This window comes from Marinobacter sp. E2, assembly GCF_055755345.1.
On sequence record NZ_CM146911.1, the window covers coordinates 736,777 to 753,164 of the forward strand.

The following is a 16,388-nucleotide window of genomic DNA, read 5'->3' on the forward strand; positions in this document are numbered from 1 at the left end:
AGCGGAAGTTATGCCATTGCCCAAACGCGTTGTCCTCGTTGGCCCCATGGGTGCAGGGAAAAGTACGATCGGTCGGATGCTCGCCAAGGAGTTGGGCTACCGGTTCCTGGATTCGGATCGCATTATCGAAGACCGGTGCGGGGCCAACATTCCCTGGATATTCGACGTTGAAGGCGAGGACGGCTTCCGGCAGCGGGAAACGGCCATGCTCGAGGAGCTGTCCTCGGAGGGCAATACGGTGTTGGCTACCGGTGGTGGGGCGGTCATGCGCGATGAGAACCACCCACTGCTCAAGAAAGACGCCACGGTTATCTATCTCAAGACGTCCATCGATCAGCAGGTAGAACGAACCCGAAAAGACCGCAACCGGCCCCTGCTGCAGAACGATGATCCGGAAGCCGTCCTGAGGAAGCTGTTTTCTGTTCGCGATCCGCTCTACACCAGGCTGGCCGATATCGTTATGTACACAGACCGCAAAAGCCCGAGGCTGGTAGTGCGGCAACTGGTGAATCGTCTGAACCCCAGGACACCAAGGCACAAGCGGCAGATTCGAAAGGAAGGTCGTAATCATGTCTGAGACTGTACGAGAGCTCTCCGTTCAGCTGGGTGATCGGAGTTACCCCATCATGATCGGCGAAGGGCTGCTGGAAGCCCGGGATCTGACACCCTTTGTTGCCGGCTCACAGGTCATGTTGGTGACTAACGACACTGTGGCGCCGCTCTATCTGGAGAGGGCCCGGGGTTGTTTCCCGGGCAAGCAGGTGCATTCGGTCATCCTGCCGGATGGTGAGCGGTTCAAGGAGTGGCAGACGCTCAACCGGATCTTCGATGGGCTGCTGGAGCAGCAGCACACCCGTAAGACGACCGTGGTGGCCCTCGGTGGAGGGGTAGTCGGAGACATGGCCGGTTTTGCCGCTGCCTGTTACCAGCGGGGCGTGCCGTTTATCCAGATCCCCACGACCCTGTTGTCTCAGGTGGATTCGTCGGTCGGTGGCAAAACCGGCATCAACCACCCGCTCGGCAAGAACATGATCGGTGCCTTCTATCAGCCGAAAGCGGTGTTGATCGACACTGGCACCTTACAGACGCTTCCGCCTCGGGAAGTGTCGGCCGGGCTGGCCGAGATCATCAAGTACGGGCTGATCCGTGATACCGGGTTCCTGGCCTGGCTGGAAAAGAACATGGATGCGCTTGTTGCCCTGCAGCCTGCAGAATTGGCGGAGGCGATCTATCGATCCTGTGCCTGCAAGGCGGAGGTGGTTGCCCTCGACGAGCGTGAGGGTGGGCTTCGGGCCATCCTCAACCTTGGACACACCTTTGGTCATGCCATAGAAACCTATGCAGGCTACGGCAATTGGCTGCATGGCGAGGCAGTTGGCACCGGTATGTTGATGGCAGCGGAGCTGTCCTGCCTTGAAGGGATGATTTCACGGGCGGACTGCGATCGGATCCGGCAGCTCGTGACACGCGCAGGGCTGCCCGAGAAGCCGCCGGCGGGCATGACTGCGGCTGATTTCATGAAGCTCATGGCGGTTGACAAGAAAAACGTTGATGGCCAGTTGCGACTGGTTCTGCTGAGAGCTGTGGGGGACGCCTTTGTTACCTCCGATGCAGATCCGGACAACCTGGCCACCACCTTCTCCCGTTTCTGCACGCCAGCTGCGTAAGGATCGGCGGGAGTCGAGAGAGGGGAGCCAGGTGAGCGAGCAGGGAAGAGAACGGTGATCGACGACAACCTCAACAGTCTGGATGGCGGCGGCCTGTTTCCGCGTCTGCAACAGCGTTTCGGGTTGCGGGCAAATCCGTTGGACATGGAAACCCCGTTTTTTCCCGATGCCATGCGCCACCATGCCCTTGAAACCCTGCGTCATCTTTGTGGGTTCGGCGACATGGCCTTGTTGCTCACGGGTGCGCAAGGTGCAGGCAAAACCCGCATTCTTGCAGAACTGGTTCGCAGCGAATCCGCACGCCTGGAATTTCACCGGATTCCCGCGGCGGCCCTGACCAGCACACAGGCGCTGGCGAGGGATCTGAAAGCGGTCGCCCGTTCGGATTTTGGTGTCGGTGACAGTCACCGGGATCTTATCTATCAGTTTTTCCGGTGGACGGAATCCCGGGTCCGTAAAGGCCGCCGCATGGTGCTTCTCGTTGATGATGCTGACCGGGCGCCACCCGAATTGTTGCGTTTGTTGCTCGCGGCCTTTCTGGCGGCGGAGCGCGGCGCCAGCGCGGTGCCGGTGTTTGCCGGCTCTGACGGCCTGATTCGGGCGCTGGCGGTGGAGTCGTCGTCAACCGGGGTCCATCAGGTTCACCTGCCTCCGCTAACGAAAGAAGATATCCTCGCGTATCTGGAGCCTCGGGTGCATGCCGCCGGTGGCAAGGCCAGCGAGTTGCTTGCGTCATCGCGGTTGTCCAGGCTTCATGCCATGAGCCAGGGCAGCTTTGCGCGCCTGAAGCGTGTTGCGCCCGGTGTCTGGCTGGATATGGTGACAGCGCCCTCCCGGCAACGAGCCGGAGGTGTGCCCTGGGCGCGGTTTGCCTGGCCGGGGCTCGCTCTGGTGCTGCTTGCCGGTTCCTGGTGGTTCGTGTCGCAGCAGTATGATCAGTCGGTGGCCGAGACGCCGGTCAAGGCGCCGGAGCCGGTTCGTAAGAGCATCACCATCGGCCCGGAAACCGAGGTTGTGAAAGTGCCCGTCGAGACGTCACCGAAGGAGGCGGACGAGGAGCCTGAGGTTCCGTTGACAGTTGTCGACAACCCCGCCGACGCTATTCCAGAGCCAGAGCCAGAGCCAGAGCCAGAGCCAGAGCCAGAGCCAGAGCCAGAGCCAGAGCCAGAGCCAGAGCCAGAGCCAGAGCCAGAGCCAGAGCCAGAGCCAGAGCCAGAGCCAGAGCCAGAGCCAGAGCCAGAGCCAGAGCCAGAGCCAGAGCCAGAGCCAGAGCCAGAGCCAGAGCCAGAGCCAGAGCCAGAGCTACAGGCTGGCACCGGTTTCCAGCCGGAATATCCAGAGTACTTTGTGCCCCTGGGCCAGCTTCGGGACCGGGGTGGATGGACGATTCAACTGGTGGCCGGCAATCTCGAACAGACTGCTGTTGATGTGGTGCAGCGCCACGCCACCCTGGATGGTATTGTATATACCGTAGGCGAAAGGCAAGAGCGCCCCTGGTTTATGGTATTCTATGGCAACTTCGACAGTTTTGAGGTCGCCAGCGCCGCGGTATCGAGGTTGCCGGAAGCGCTTGCCTCCCGGTCTCCCTGGATCCGTTCCGCCAGCGATCTGTAAGGGGTTGGGGCTTCAGCCTAATCCCTTGTGGCCCATACCTCGGGCTGGTAATTCCGGTCTGGGCTTCCCACAATAATTTCACTCCGATTTGAGTACGTATTTCTACGTGTGTAAAATAGCCAGCCCCCATTTTCAGTGTCAAAGGGTGGTTGTAGGGCCGGGCGCCCACTAACTCTTTGATTGAAAAGCATTTCTACGCGAGAGAACGCTTATGATGACAGGTTTGTATCATCCCGACGAATTCAGGGACAACTGCGGATTCGGTCTTATCGCCCACATGAAGGGCGAGGCCAGCCACAAGTTGTTGCAAACTGCCATCGAGTCTCTGACCTGCATGACCCACCGCGGTGGTATCGCTGCAGACGGCAAGACCGGCGATGGTTGTGGCCTGCTGATCCAGAGCCCGGATGGTTTCTTGAAGAAAGCCGCCAAGGCGGCGTTTGGCAAAGAGCCCGGCGATCTTTTTGCCGTTGGCCAGGTGTTCCTGAACCCGGATGAGAGCAAAGCGGCCGCAGGTCGGGCTGCCCTGGAGAAGCGTCTTACCGAGCAGGGGCTGGAAATCATGGGCTGGCGCGAAGTGCCGGTGGATGACAGCTGCCTGGGCCCCATGGCGCTGGACTGCCTGCCGCGCATCGAACAGGTGTTCGTGGTCCCTGCCGGCAAGGAAGAGCGAGACTTCGCGATCAGTCTCTTCGTGGGCCGTCGCCACGCGGAAAGCGACATGGCAGACGATCCGGAGTTTTACATCTGCAGCCTGTCGCATCGGACCCTGGCCTACAAAGGCCTGATGATGCCGGCGGACCTGGCCAACTTCTACAAGGACCTGGGCGACCCGGACCTGGAAACCGCCATCTGCGTGTTCCACCAGCGGTTCTCCACCAACACCATGCCCAAGTGGCCGCTGGCCCAGCCGTTCCGCTATCTGGCGCACAACGGTGAAATCAACACCATCGACGGCAACCGGAACTGGGCCATTGCCCGGGCAGCGAAGTTCAGTTCCCCGCACCTGCCGGACCTGCAGACCCTGCAGCCGCTGGTGAACCTGACCGGTTCCGACTCCTCCAGCATGGACAACATGCTGGAAGTACTGCTGGCCGGCGGCGTGGATCTGTTCCGTGCCGTACGGATGATGATTCCGCCGGCCTGGCAGAACGTCGACAGCATGGATTCGGAGCTGCGCGCGTTCTACGAGTACAACTCCATGCACATGGAGCCCTGGGACGGCCCTGCCGGCCTGGTCATGTCTGATGGCCGCTACGCGGTCTGTATGCTCGACCGTAACGGCCTGCGCCCGGCTCGCTGGGTTATCACCAAAGACGATTTCATTACCCTGGCCTCCGAGATCGGCACCTACGGTTACCAGCCGGACGATGTCGTGGCCAAGGGCCGTGTAGGGCCGGGCCAGATGCTGGCCATCGACACCGAATCCGGTGAAGTCCTGCACACCAGGGACATCGATCAGCGCCTGAAAACCGCCCAGCCCTACAAGCGCTGGCTGCGGGAGAACGCCCTGCGGGTGGAGACCACCCTGAACCAGGATACGCCTGACTTCCGCCTGATGGACGCCGATGAGCTGCTGGTGCACCAGAAGATGTTCATGGTCACCTATGAAGAGCGTGATCAGGTGCTGCGCCCGCTGGCCGAGAACGGCCAGGAAGCGGTGGGCTCCATGGGTGACGACACGCCGATGGCGGTGCTCTCCAGCAAAGTGCGCCATGTTGCCGATTATTTCCGCCAGAAGTTCGCCCAGGTGACCAACCCCGCGATTGACCCGCTGCGCGAGGCCATTGTCATGTCCCTGGAGACCTGCCTGGGCGCCGAGCGCAACGTGTTCGAGGAGACTGCCGAGCATGCCGACCGGATCATTCTGACCACGCCGGTCCTGTCGCCAGCCAAATTCCTGAAGATTGCCAACAACGAGCGGCCTGGCTTCGAGGTGGCGCGCATTGCCATGAGCTACCGGCCGGAACAGGGCCTGGAGCAGGCCATCCGCCAGGTCTGCGAGGAGGCCGAGCAGGCTGTTCGCAATGGCAAGGTACTGCTGATCCTGAGTGACAAGGATCTCAGGGAAGGCGAGCTGCCGGTCAATGCCCTGATGGCTACCGGCGCCGTTCACCACCATCTGGTACAGCAGGGCCTGCGCTGCGATTCCAACATCATCGTGGAAACCGGCTGGGCGCGGGATCCGCACCAGTTCGCGGTGCTGTTCGGATTCGGTGCCACTGCCGTGTACCCCTACCTGGCCTACCAGGTACTGAACGATCTGATCCGCACCGGCGAGCTGCTGATGGATCCGATCGAGGCCAAGAACAACTACCGCAAGGGCATCAACAAGGGCCTGCTGAAGATCCTCTCCAAGATGGGGATCTCCACCATCACCTCCTACCGGGGTGCCCAGCTGTTCGAAGCCATCGGTCTGGCCGATGACGTGGTGGACCTGTGCTTCCGCGGTGTACCCAGCCGTATCCAGGGCGCCAGCTTCTACGAGTTCCAGCAGGACCAGGAGCAACTGGCGTCGACCGCCTGGAAACCGCGCAAGCCGATCACCCAGGGTGGCCTGCTCAAGTATGTGCACGGTCAGGAATACCACGCCTTCAACCCGGACGTGGTGGGCAAGCTGCAGGAAGCCGTGACCAGCGGCGACTACGGCCACTACAAGGAATACGCCGGCCTCGTGAACGAGCGCCCGGTGGCCACGCTGCGCGACCTGCTGGGTTTCCGCCAGGACATCAAGCCCATCGACATTTCCGAAGTGGAGCCGGTGGAGAAGATCTTCCCGCGCTTTGACTCGGCGGCCATGTCCCTGGGCGCCCTGTCACCCGAGGCGCACGAGGCGCTGGCGGTGGCCATGAACACCCTGGGCGGTCGTTCCAACTCCGGTGAGGGCGGGGAAGACCCGGCCCGTTATGGCACTGAAAAGCGTTCCAAGATCAAGCAGGTGGCCTCCGGCCGCTTCGGCGTTACCGCCGAGTACCTGCGCAGCGCCGACGTTATGCAGATCAAGGTGGCCCAGGGCGCCAAGCCCGGTGAGGGTGGCCAGCTGCCGGGTGGCAAGGTGAATGACCTGATTGCCCGTCTGCGTTATTCGGTACCGGGTGTTACGCTGATTTCGCCGCCGCCGCATCACGATATCTACTCGATCGAGGACCTGGCCCAGCTGATCTTCGACCTCAAGCAGGTCAACCCCGAGGCTCTGGTGTCGGTCAAGCTGGTATCCGAGCCCGGCGTGGGTACCATTGCAGCCGGTGTGGCAAAGGCCTACGCCGACCTGATTACCATCTCCGGATACGACGGTGGCACGGCGGCCAGCCCGCTGACCTCCATCCGTTACGCCGGTTCTCCCTGGGAGCTGGGCCTGACCGAGACCCAGCAGGCCCTGCGCGCCAACGACCTGCGGGGCAAGATCCGCCTGCAGACCGACGGTGGCATCAAGACCGGGCTGGACGTGGTCAAGGGCGCCATCCTCGGCGCCGAGAGCTTCGGTTTTGGTACCACCCCGATGGTGGCGCTGGGTTGCAAGTACCTGCGCATCTGTCATCTGAACAACTGTGCCACCGGTGTGGCCACCCAGAACGACCATCTCCGTGAAGAGCACTTCAAGGGCACGGTGGAAATGGCCATGAACTTCTTCCGGTTTGTCGCCGAGGAAACCCGTGAGTGGCTGGCCAAGCTGGGTGTGCGCAGCCTTGAGGAACTGGTTGGTCGGGTAGACCTGCTGGAGCGGCTGCCGGGCGATACCGAGCGCCAGAAGAAGCTGGATCTCTCGCGTCTGCTGTCCAACGAGCACATTCCGGCGGACAAGCCCCAGACCTGCCAGGTGGAGCGGAACCATCCGTTCGACCAGGGCACCCTGGCCGAGCAGATGGTGGCTGACACCGCTGCGGCCATCAAAGAGAAGAGCGGTGGTGCCTGGTCCTACAAAGTGACCAACTGCGACCGCTCCATCGGTGCCCGCCTGTCCGGCGAAATCGCCCAGTTGCACGGCAACCAGGGCATGGTGGACGCACCCATCACCCTGGACCTGACCGGTACCGCCGGCCAGAGCTTCGGTGTCTGGAACGTTGGCGGCCTGAACCTCATCCTTGAAGGTGATGCCAACGACTACGTGGGCAAGGGCATGACCGGCGGCAAGCTGGTGGTCAAGCCACCCCGCGGCAGCGCCTTCAAGAGCCAGGAAACCTCCATCGTGGGCAACACCTGCCTGTATGGCGCCACTGGCGGCAAGCTGTTCGCCGCTGGAACCGCTGGCGAGCGTTTCGCGGTGCGTAACTCTGGCGCCCACGCGGTGGTTGAGGGCGCAGGCGACCACTGCTGCGAATACATGACCGGCGGGCTGGTGACCGTTCTGGGATCCACCGGGCACAACTTCGGCGCTGGCATGACCGGTGGTTTTGCCTATGTGATAGACCTGAACAACACCTTCGTGGACAAATACAACCACGAACTGGTGGAGATCCAGCGGATTTCCAGCGAAGACATGGAGTCCTACCGTAATCACCTGCGCGGTGTTATCCGGGAGCACATTTCCGAGACCGGCAGTGAGTGGGCAGAGCACATTCTTGAGAATTTCGACGACTACATCGGCCGTTTCTGGCTGGTGAAACCCAAGGCGGCCAACCTGCGCAGCCTGCTGGCGAGCACCCGGGCGCGTCCGGAATAACGGGCCGGGAACCAGGGTTCGGGGCCGGCAGCCTTGCTGCGGCCCCTGTCGAAATCGAGTTGATGAGAGCGTCATAATGAAAGAACGACTGAGTAACGACTTCCAGTTCGTGGAAGTAGGGCGAATTGACCCGAAGAAAGTGCCTGCGAAAAAGCGCAAGAAAGAGTTCGGCGAGATCTACCATCCGTTCACCGCCGATCACGCATCGTCCCAGGCTCATCGCTGCCTGGAATGTGGCAACCCGTACTGCGAGTGGAAGTGCCCGGTACACAACTACATTCCGAACTGGCTGAAGCTGGTGTCGGAAGGCAACATCATGCGGGCGGTGGAGCTGTGCCACCAGACCAACTCGCTGCCGGAAGTCTGTGGCCGTGTCTGTCCGCAGGACCGCCTGTGCGAAGGGGCCTGTACCCTGAACGACGGCTATGGGGCGGTCACCATCGGTTCGGTCGAGAAATACATCACCGATACCGCCTTCGCCCTGGGCTGGAAGCCGGACATGTCGGCGGTCAAGTGGACCGACAAGAAGGTCGCCGTCATTGGCGCCGGCCCCGCTGGTCTTGGCTGCGCCGACGTGCTGGTGCGCAATGGCGTCAAGCCGGTGGTGTTCGATATTTACCCGGAAATCGGCGGCCTGCTGACTTTCGGTATCCCTGAGTTCAAGCTGGAAAAATCGGTCATGACCCGTCGCCGCAAGGTCTTCGAGGAAATGGGCGTGGAGTTCCGACTCAACACCGAGGTCGGCAAGGACGTTCAGCTGCAGGACATCATCGACGAGTACGACGCGGTGTTCATGGGCATGGGCACCTACACCTACATGAAAGGCGGCTTCCCGGGTGAGAACCTGCCCGGCGTGTACGATGCGCTTCCGTTCCTGGTGTCTAACGTCAATCGTCGCCTGGGCTTCGAGAAGGACGCCGCGGACTTCATCGACATGAAAGGCAAGCGCGTGGTGGTGCTTGGCGGTGGCGATACCGCCATGGACTGTAACCGCACGTCCATTCGGCAGCAGGCGGAGAGCGTTACCTGTGCCTATCGCCGCGACGAAGCCAACATGCCCGGTTCCCGCCGCGAAGTGGCCAACGCCAAGGAAGAAGGCGTGAAGTTCCTCTTCAACCGCCAGCCGATCGCCATCATTGGCGAGGATCAGGTTGAGGGTGTGAAAGTGGTCCAGACCCGTCTCGGTGAGCCTGATGAAAACGGTCGTCGCCGTCCGGAAGTGGTTCCGGGCAGCGAGGAAGTCATTCCCGCCGACGCGGTTCTCGTAGCCTTCGGTTTCCGCCCGAGCCCGGCGGACTGGTTCGACGAGCTGAAAGTGAACACCGACGATTCCGGCCGCGTGACCGCGCCGGAAGAAGCCGAGTTCATGTTTCAGACCAGCAACCCGAAGATCTTTGCCGGCGGCGACATGGTCCGTGGCTCCGATCTGGTCGTAACCGCTATCTGGGAAGGCCGCCAGGCTGCCGAAGGTATCATGGATTACCTGGATATCTGAGGCCCGGCTTGATCCGGATCAGAAGGGCGGCTTCCTACGGGAAAGCCGCCCTTTTTTATTCCGGCAAACCGGGTATTATGGCTCCCCATTCCACAGCCCCTGATACACAGAACATCCTGGATTTTCTATGACTGAGCTGAAGAACGACCGTTTCCTGCGCGCCCTGATGCGCCAGCCCGTGGATCGCACCCCGGTGTGGATGATGCGCCAGGCGGGACGATACCTGCCGGAATACCGGGCCACACGGGCGAAAGCGGGCGACTTTCTCAGCCTGTGCAAGAACACGCCGCTGGCCTGTGAGGTGACTCTGCAGCCACTGGAGCGGTATCCGCTGGATGCCGCCATCCTGTTCTCCGACATCCTGACCATTCCCGATGCGCTCGGTCTCGGGCTGTATTTCGAGACCGGCGAAGGCCCCAAGTTCCGCAACACCATCCGCTCCGAGGCGGACGTAGCGGCGCTGCCGACTATCAACGCAGAGGTGGACCTGGATTACGTGATGAACGCTGTGTCGACCATTCGCGGCGCCCTCAATGGTCGGGTGCCGCTGATTGGCTTCTCCGGCAGCCCCTGGACCCTGGCCACCTACATGATCGAGGGCGGCTCCTCGAAAGACTTCCGGGAAGCGAAAAAGCTGATGTATGGCCAGCCGGAGGTGATGCACCGGTTGCTGGACCATCTGGCGGACAGCGTTATTGATTACCTCAACGGCCAGATCAAGGCCGGTGCCCAGGCGGTACAGATCTTCGATACCTGGGGCGGCGTACTGAGCAGCTGGGCCTACGAGGAATTCTCCCTGCGGTACATGAAGAAGATTGTCGACGGCCTGATTCGCGAGAACGACGGCCGGCGTGTGCCGGTGATCCTGTTCACCAAGAACGGTGGCCAGTGGCTGGAATCCATCGCCGATTCAGGCGCAGATGCGGTTGGCCTGGACTGGACCACGGACATAGGCAATGCCCGTGCCCGCATTGGTGACCGTGTAGCCCTGCAGGGCAACATGGATCCGGCCATGCTGTACGCGCCGCCTGAGCGTATCCGGCAGGAAGTGGCGGATATTCTGCGGCGCTTTGGCTCTGGCAGCGGGCATATCTTCAACCTCGGGCATGGTATTACACCGGATGTGGATCCCGAGCACGCCCGTGCGTTCATCGAGGCGGTGGTGGAGCTAAGCCCCGAGTACCACCGCTGAGCTCGGAGTTCTCGTCTTTCCTAGCCTTCGAGCCTGGAGCATGAGTCTGTTGTGGGGCCCTTTCCAAAAACCGCTCCGAGCACGTCCCTGTGGCTTGTCTCCGGCCATCCCTGGCCTACGACATTTTTGGAAAGGGCCCCACAACAGCCTCGCCCATGCATTGGAGATATGTCGGCCAATTCCGTCAGTTCAGTCTCGTAGGTCGGATTAGGCGCGCAACGCGAGCCGTAATCCGACAACCTGATCCCCTTCGAAAACTCCTCTGGATGCAACGACCTGTCCGGTCTATAGTCAGGTGAAACAAGACCGGTAAACAGGAGTAACCTCTTGCCCACCAAAACCCCCGAAAAACGCCGGTTCCATCGTATCGAGTTCGATGCGCCGTGCGAGCTTCACTGCCAGGAATCTGTCTGGACGACGGAGGTGCTGGATATTTCTCTGAAGGGCGTTCTCGTCAAACGACCGGAGGGTTGGAAGGTGCCGTTAAAGCAGCCCTGTGAGGTGATTATTCACCTGAATGATCACGAGGCAGGTATTGTGATGGCGGTCGAGCTTCGGCACGTAGAACCCCACCGATTGGGGTTTAAGTGCCAGTACATTGACCTGGATAGCGCCACTCATCTGAAACGTCTGGTTGAACTTAATCTTGGTGATCAAGCTCTGCTTGAGAGGGAGTTTGCGCACCTTATTGATTAGGCAGGTTTTGTCGGATTACGGCTTTGCCTAATCCGACCTACCTAGTTGATCGATTAGGTTCTTCAGTCCGAGATCGGCTCTATTTAGTCCAAGCCCATGTTTGCCCGCTCATCCCATATTTTTCAGGCTCACACTATTTGAGGTTTGTGGGTTGAGGTCTGGCTGGAGGCAGGCAGGAGGGGTTGGCAGAAGGGGCTTCCAAAAATGTCGGAGGCCAGGGATGGCCGAGGACAAGCGCACATGGATGTGCTTGTAGCGGTTTTTGGAAGCCCCTTCTGCCAACCGCTCCGTAAACTCCAAAGCACCAAAGCCTAGAGCTCCTCCAGAGCAGAAAGGGCATCACTCAGCTTGGTCACCGGAATCACCTTCATGCCGTCAATGGCCTTGCGCGGGGCATTGGCCTTGGGCACGAGGGCGCGGGTGAAGCCGTGTTTGGCGGCCTCGTAGATGCGCTCCTGGCCACTGGGTACCGGACGGATTTCGCCGGAGAGGCCCACTTCGCCGAAGATCACCAGATCCTGGGGCAGGGCGCGGTCGCGGAAGGAGGAAACGATGGCGGCCAGCAGAGCGAGGTCGGCACTGGTTTCGTTGACCTTGACGCCGCCCACCACGTTCACGAACACATCCTGATCTGACACATGCATCCCGCCATGGCGATGCAAGACCGCGAGTAGCATGGCCAGGCGGTTCTGGTCCAGGCCCACAGCAACCCGGCGAGGGTAGCCACCCTGCGCCATATCCACCAGCGCCTGGATTTCCACCAGCATGGGCCGGGTGCCTTCCCAGACGACCATCACCACACTTCCGGGCGCGGCGTCCTCGCCACGGTTCAGGAAGATCGCGCTGGGATTCTTCACCTCCTTCAGGCCCTGCTCAAGCATGGCGAAGACGCCCAGCTCGTTGACGGCACCAAAGCGGTTCTTGATGCCGCGCAGGGTGCGGTAGCGGCTGTCGCTCGAGCCCTCAAGCAGGATCGAGCAGTCGATCATGTGCTCCAGGACCTTCGGACCGGCCAGGCTGCCGTCCTTGGTGACATGGCCCACCAGAAACAGGATGGTGCCGGTCTGTTTAGCGAAGCGGGTCAGGTAGGCCGCGCTTTCGCGCACCTGGGAGACACTGCCCGGGGCGGATTCAATCTCTGCCACGTGCATCACCTGGATACTGTCCACCACCAGGATCCGGGGCCGCTCGGCTTCCGCCACCTGCATGACCCGCTCCACGCTGGTCTCGGACAGCATTTTCAGGTCTTTGGTGGGCAGGCCCAGGCGTTTGGCGCGCATGGCCACCTGCTGCAGCGATTCTTCGCCGGTCACGTACAGGGCCGGAACGCTGGCCGCCAGCTGGCAGACCGCCTGCAGCAGCAGGGTGCTCTTGCCGGCGCCCGGATGCCCGCCCATCAATACCGCCGAGCCTTCCACCAGGCCGCCGCCCAGCACCCGGTCGAACTCCTGCATGCCGGAGCTGATGCGAGGGCGTTCGGCCAGGCTCACGTCATCCAGGCTCTGTACCTCGGACAGGCTGCCGGCAAACCCTTCAAACCGGGCTCCGCGGGCGCCTTTGTTGTTGCTGCTGACGCCGCGGACTTCGCTGATGGTATTCCAGGCCTGGCAGGCCGTGCACTGGCCCTGCCATTTGGAATAGTCGGCACCGCACTCGGTGCAGACATAGGCGGTCTTGGTTTTTGCCATCAGGCCAGCTTCTTGTACTTCATGCGCTTGGGCTGCATGGCGGAATCGCCTTTGCGCTTCTTGAAGTCCTCGTCGTACTCACTGAAGTTGCCCTCGAAGTACACCACCTCACCGTCGTCCTCGAACGCCAGGATGTGCGTGGCCACCCGGTCCAGGAACCAACGGTCGTGAGAGATGACCAGCGCCGAGCCCGGGAAGTTCAGCAAGGCTTCTTCCAGGGCGCGCAGGGTTTCCACGTCCAGGTCGTTGGTGGGCTCGTCCAGCAGAAGCACGTTGCCGCCCTGCTTGAGCAGTTTCGCCAGGTGCAGGCGGTTGCGTTCGCCACCGGACAGGTCGCCAACCCGCTTCTGCTGGTCGCTACCCTTGAAGTTGAAGCGGCCCACGTAGGCGCGCGAGGGCGTCTCGTAGTTGTCCACCTTGATGATGTCGTTGCCGTCGGAGAGCTCTTCCCAGACGGTCTTGCTGCCATCCAGATCGCGCATCTGGTCCACGTACGCCAGCTCCACGGTTTCACCCACGGTGATGTTGCCGGAGTCCGGCTTGTCGAAGCCGGCAATCATCTTGAACAGGGTTGATTTGCCGGCGCCGTTGCCACCGATGATGCCGACGATGGCGCCGGGCGGTACGCTGAAGGACACGTCTTCATAGAGCAGGCGGTCGTCGAAGGACTTGCTGATGCCGTCGACTTCAATCACCTTGTTGCCCAGGCGTGGTCCGGGCGGAATGTACAGCTCGTTGGTTTCGTTGCGCTTCTGGAATTCCTGGGAGCTCATTTCCTCAAAGCGGGCCAGACGGGCCTTGCTCTTGGACTGGCGGCCCTTGGCGTTGCTGCGAACCCATTCCAGTTCCTGCTTGATGGCCTTCTGGTGAGAAGCTTCCTGCTTGGCTTCCATCTCCAGGCGCTTTTCCTTGTTCTCGAGCCACTGGCTGTAATTGCCCTCGAACGGAATGCCGTGGCCACGGTCCAGTTCCAGGATCCAGCCGGCGACGTTGTCCAGGAAGTAGCGGTCGTGGGTGATGGCCACCACGGTGCCTTCGTAATCGTGCAGGAAGCGCTCCAGCCAGGCGACGGATTCGGCGTCCAGGTGGTTGGTGGGCTCGTCCAGCAGCAGCATGTCCGGCCCGGACAGCAGAAGCCGGCACAGGGCCACCCGGCGGCGCTCACCACCGGACAGCACCTTCACCTTCTGGTCCCAGGGTGGCAGGCGCAGGGCGTCGGCGGCCACTTCCATCTTGCGTTCGATGTCATGGCCGTCGGTGGCCTGGATGTAGGCCTCGAGCTCGCCCTGCCGTTTTGCCAGGGCATCGAAGTCCGCGTCCGGTTCGGCGTAGGCCGCGTACACCTGGTCCAGCTCGGCCAGGGCGTCGTGTACGCCTGACACCGCCTCGTCCACGATCTCCTTGACGGTCTTGTCTTCATCCAGCTCCGGCTCCTGGGGCAGGTAGCCCACGTTGATGCCGGGTTGGGGCCGTGCCTCGCCGATGTAATCCTGGTCCACGCCCGCCATAATACGCAGCAGGGTGGACTTACCGGCGCCGTTCAGGCCGAGCACGCCGATCTTGGCGCCTGGAAAGAAACTGAGGGAAATATCCTTGAGGATCTCGCGCTTGGGCGGAACCACCTTGCCCACGCGGTTCATGGTGTAGACGTATTGGGCCATGTTGGCAGAATCCTTTTATCAAACAGTCGCTTTAGAAATGAATACACGTCAGGTGCCTGATCAAGGACTTCGGGGTGGGCGGTCCGGGATCGTCAAAATCAGGGATGATTTTGCCGAGCGTACAGGGATGTATTCACAGCGTATCCCGGACCGCCCACCCCGAAGGCCGACACCACTGATGCCGGTACCTGAGAACAGTAATCGGCTAAGGTAACGAAACGCACCATTGATAGCAATTGAGCAGAAACCGGAGCCCGCCGCATGCCGGTATCTGCGGACGGTATAAAAGATGATTTTTTACCCGTTTGTAAGATAGAATAGCGTCCCAATTTTTCAGGGGCGTGGAGCTTGCGAACGCACTCCGGGCCAGCCAAGCACACAGGGGCAGCGCATCCATGTTTAATCGTGAAATGAAAATCGCCGGCTTTGACGACGAACTCTGGAACGCCATGCAGGCGGAAGAGAAGCGCCAGGAGGCTCACATCGAGCTGATCGCTTCCGAAAACTACACCAGCCCCCGGGTGATGGAAGCCCAGGGCAGCGTGCTGACCAACAAGTACGCCGAAGGCTACCCTGGCAAGCGTTACTACGGCGGCTGCGAGTTTGTCGACATTGCCGAGGAACTGGCCATTGAGCGCGCCAAGGAGCTGTTCGGAGCTGCCTACGCCAACGTTCAGCCGCACTCCGGCTCCCAGGCCAACTCCGCTGTGTTCATGGCACTGCTCAAGCCAGGCGATACCGTGCTGGGCATGAGCCTGGCCCACGGTGGTCACCTGACCCACGGCGCCAGCGTCAACTTCTCCGGCAAGATCTACCATGCCGTGCAGTATGGTCTGAACCCGGAAACCGGTCTGATCGATTACGACGAAGTCGAGGCCCTGGCGCTTGAGCACAAGCCGAAGATGATCATTGCCGGCTTCTCCGCGTATTCACAAGAGCTGGATTTTGCTCGCTTCCGTGAGATTGCCGACAAGGTAGGCGCGTACCTGTTCGTGGACATGGCCCACGTGGCTGGCCTGGTTGCCGCCGGCGTGTATCCGGATCCGGTTCCCCATGCTCACGTGGTTGCCACCACCACCCACAAAACCCTGCGTGGGCCCCGTGGCGGTCTGATCCTGGCCTGCGACGACGCCGATCTGCAGAAGAAGCTGAACTCCGCCGTGTTCCCGGGTGGCCAGGGCGGCCCGCTGATGCATGTTATTGCCGCCAAGGCCGTGTGCTTCAAGGAAGCCATGAGTGACGAGTTCAAGGCCTACCAGCAGCAGGTTGTCAAGAATGCCTCGGCCATGGCGCAGGTGTTCGTGGAACGCGGTTACGACGTTGTGTCCGGTGGCACCAAGAACCACCTGTTCCTGGTCAGCCTGATCAAGCAGGACATCACCGGTAAGGACGCCGATGCCGCTCTGGGTCGTGCCCACATCACCGTCAACAAGAACGCGGTGCCCAACGACCCGCGCTCGCCGTTCGTGACCTCCGGTCTGCGCATCGGTACTCCGGCCATCACCACGCGCGGTTTTGGCGAGTCCGAGTGCCGTGACCTGGCGGGCTGGATCTGCGACATTCTCGATAACCTCGAGGACGAAGCGGTCAACAGCCGGGTTCGTGAGCAGGTGGAAGCCCTGTGTGCCCGCTTCCCGGTCTACGGCTGAGCGTTTTCCGTCTAGACTAGTGTGATGTTCTGCCGGGCCGATCCATCGGCCCGGCGTCCTTTCCGG

The 16,388-nt window shown here is 61.3% G+C and carries 10 protein-coding genes; 8 read left to right on the forward strand and 2 right to left on the reverse strand.

Translation table 11 applies throughout. The features are described from left to right. Nucleotides 1-10 precede the first annotated feature (10 nt). The 7 genes from aroK (at nt 11) to AC0J1C_RS03355 (ending at nt 11,324) form a co-directional block, all read left to right on the forward strand. On the forward strand, nt 11-577 hold the full coding sequence (aroK, locus tag AC0J1C_RS03325) for a shikimate kinase AroK (protein WP_473045614.1): 567 nt from the start codon (nt 11-13) through the stop codon (nt 575-577). Beyond that, nucleotides 570-1,667 (forward strand): 3-dehydroquinate synthase, encoded by a 1,098-nt coding sequence (gene aroB, locus AC0J1C_RS03330; RefSeq protein ID WP_473045615.1) that lies wholly within the window; start codon nt 570-572, stop codon nt 1,665-1,667. The genes aroK and aroB overlap by 8 nt, the downstream gene beginning before the upstream one ends. A gap of 54 nt (nt 1,668-1,721) precedes the next feature. After that, the gene (locus tag AC0J1C_RS03335; RefSeq protein WP_473045616.1) at nt 1,722-3,281 is read left to right on the forward strand and encodes an SPOR domain-containing protein; all 1,560 of its coding nucleotides are present in this window, start codon (nt 1,722-1,724) and stop codon (nt 3,279-3,281) included. A gap of 211 nt (nt 3,282-3,492) precedes the next feature. Continuing rightward, on the forward strand, nt 3,493-7,941 hold the full coding sequence (gltB, locus tag AC0J1C_RS03340) for a glutamate synthase large subunit (RefSeq protein WP_473045617.1): 4,449 nt from the start codon (nt 3,493-3,495) through the stop codon (nt 7,939-7,941). 76 nt (nt 7,942-8,017) lie between these two features. Next, on the forward strand, nt 8,018-9,436 hold the full coding sequence (locus AC0J1C_RS03345) for an FAD-dependent oxidoreductase (protein WP_375194061.1): 1,419 nt from the start codon (nt 8,018-8,020) through the stop codon (nt 9,434-9,436). A 127-nt stretch (nt 9,437-9,563) separates the two neighbouring features. Beyond that, nucleotides 9,564-10,628: a uroporphyrinogen decarboxylase gene (hemE, locus tag AC0J1C_RS03350; protein WP_473045618.1), complete on the forward strand. Its 1,065-nt coding sequence runs from the start codon at nt 9,564-9,566 to the stop codon at nt 10,626-10,628. A gap of 327 nt (nt 10,629-10,955) precedes the next feature. Continuing rightward, nucleotides 10,956-11,324, forward strand: a complete 369-nt coding sequence (locus tag AC0J1C_RS03355) for a PilZ domain-containing protein (protein ID WP_473045619.1) — start codon at nt 10,956-10,958, stop codon at nt 11,322-11,324. Between the two features lie 311 nt (nt 11,325-11,635). Here the strand turns inward: AC0J1C_RS03355 and radA are convergent, their stop codons facing one another. Together radA and ettA are read right to left on the reverse strand one after the other, a co-directional pair. Further along, nucleotides 11,636-13,012 (reverse strand): DNA repair protein RadA, encoded by a 1,377-nt coding sequence (gene radA / locus AC0J1C_RS03360; protein ID WP_473045620.1) that lies wholly within the window; start codon nt 13,010-13,012, stop codon nt 11,636-11,638. Next, complete coding sequence (gene ettA, locus AC0J1C_RS03365; protein WP_473045621.1) at nt 13,012-14,673, reverse strand: energy-dependent translational throttle protein EttA; 1,662 nt, start codon at nt 14,671-14,673, stop codon at nt 13,012-13,014. Before ettA ends, radA begins: the two co-directional genes overlap by 1 nt. A 395-nt stretch (nt 14,674-15,068) precedes the next feature. Between ettA and glyA the strand changes: the two genes are divergently transcribed. Continuing rightward, a complete protein-coding gene (gene glyA / locus AC0J1C_RS03370) occupies nt 15,069-16,322 on the forward strand; it encodes a serine hydroxymethyltransferase (protein ID WP_473045622.1) in 1,254 nt (417 codons plus the stop codon). Nucleotides 16,323-16,388: the final 66 nt, after the last annotated feature.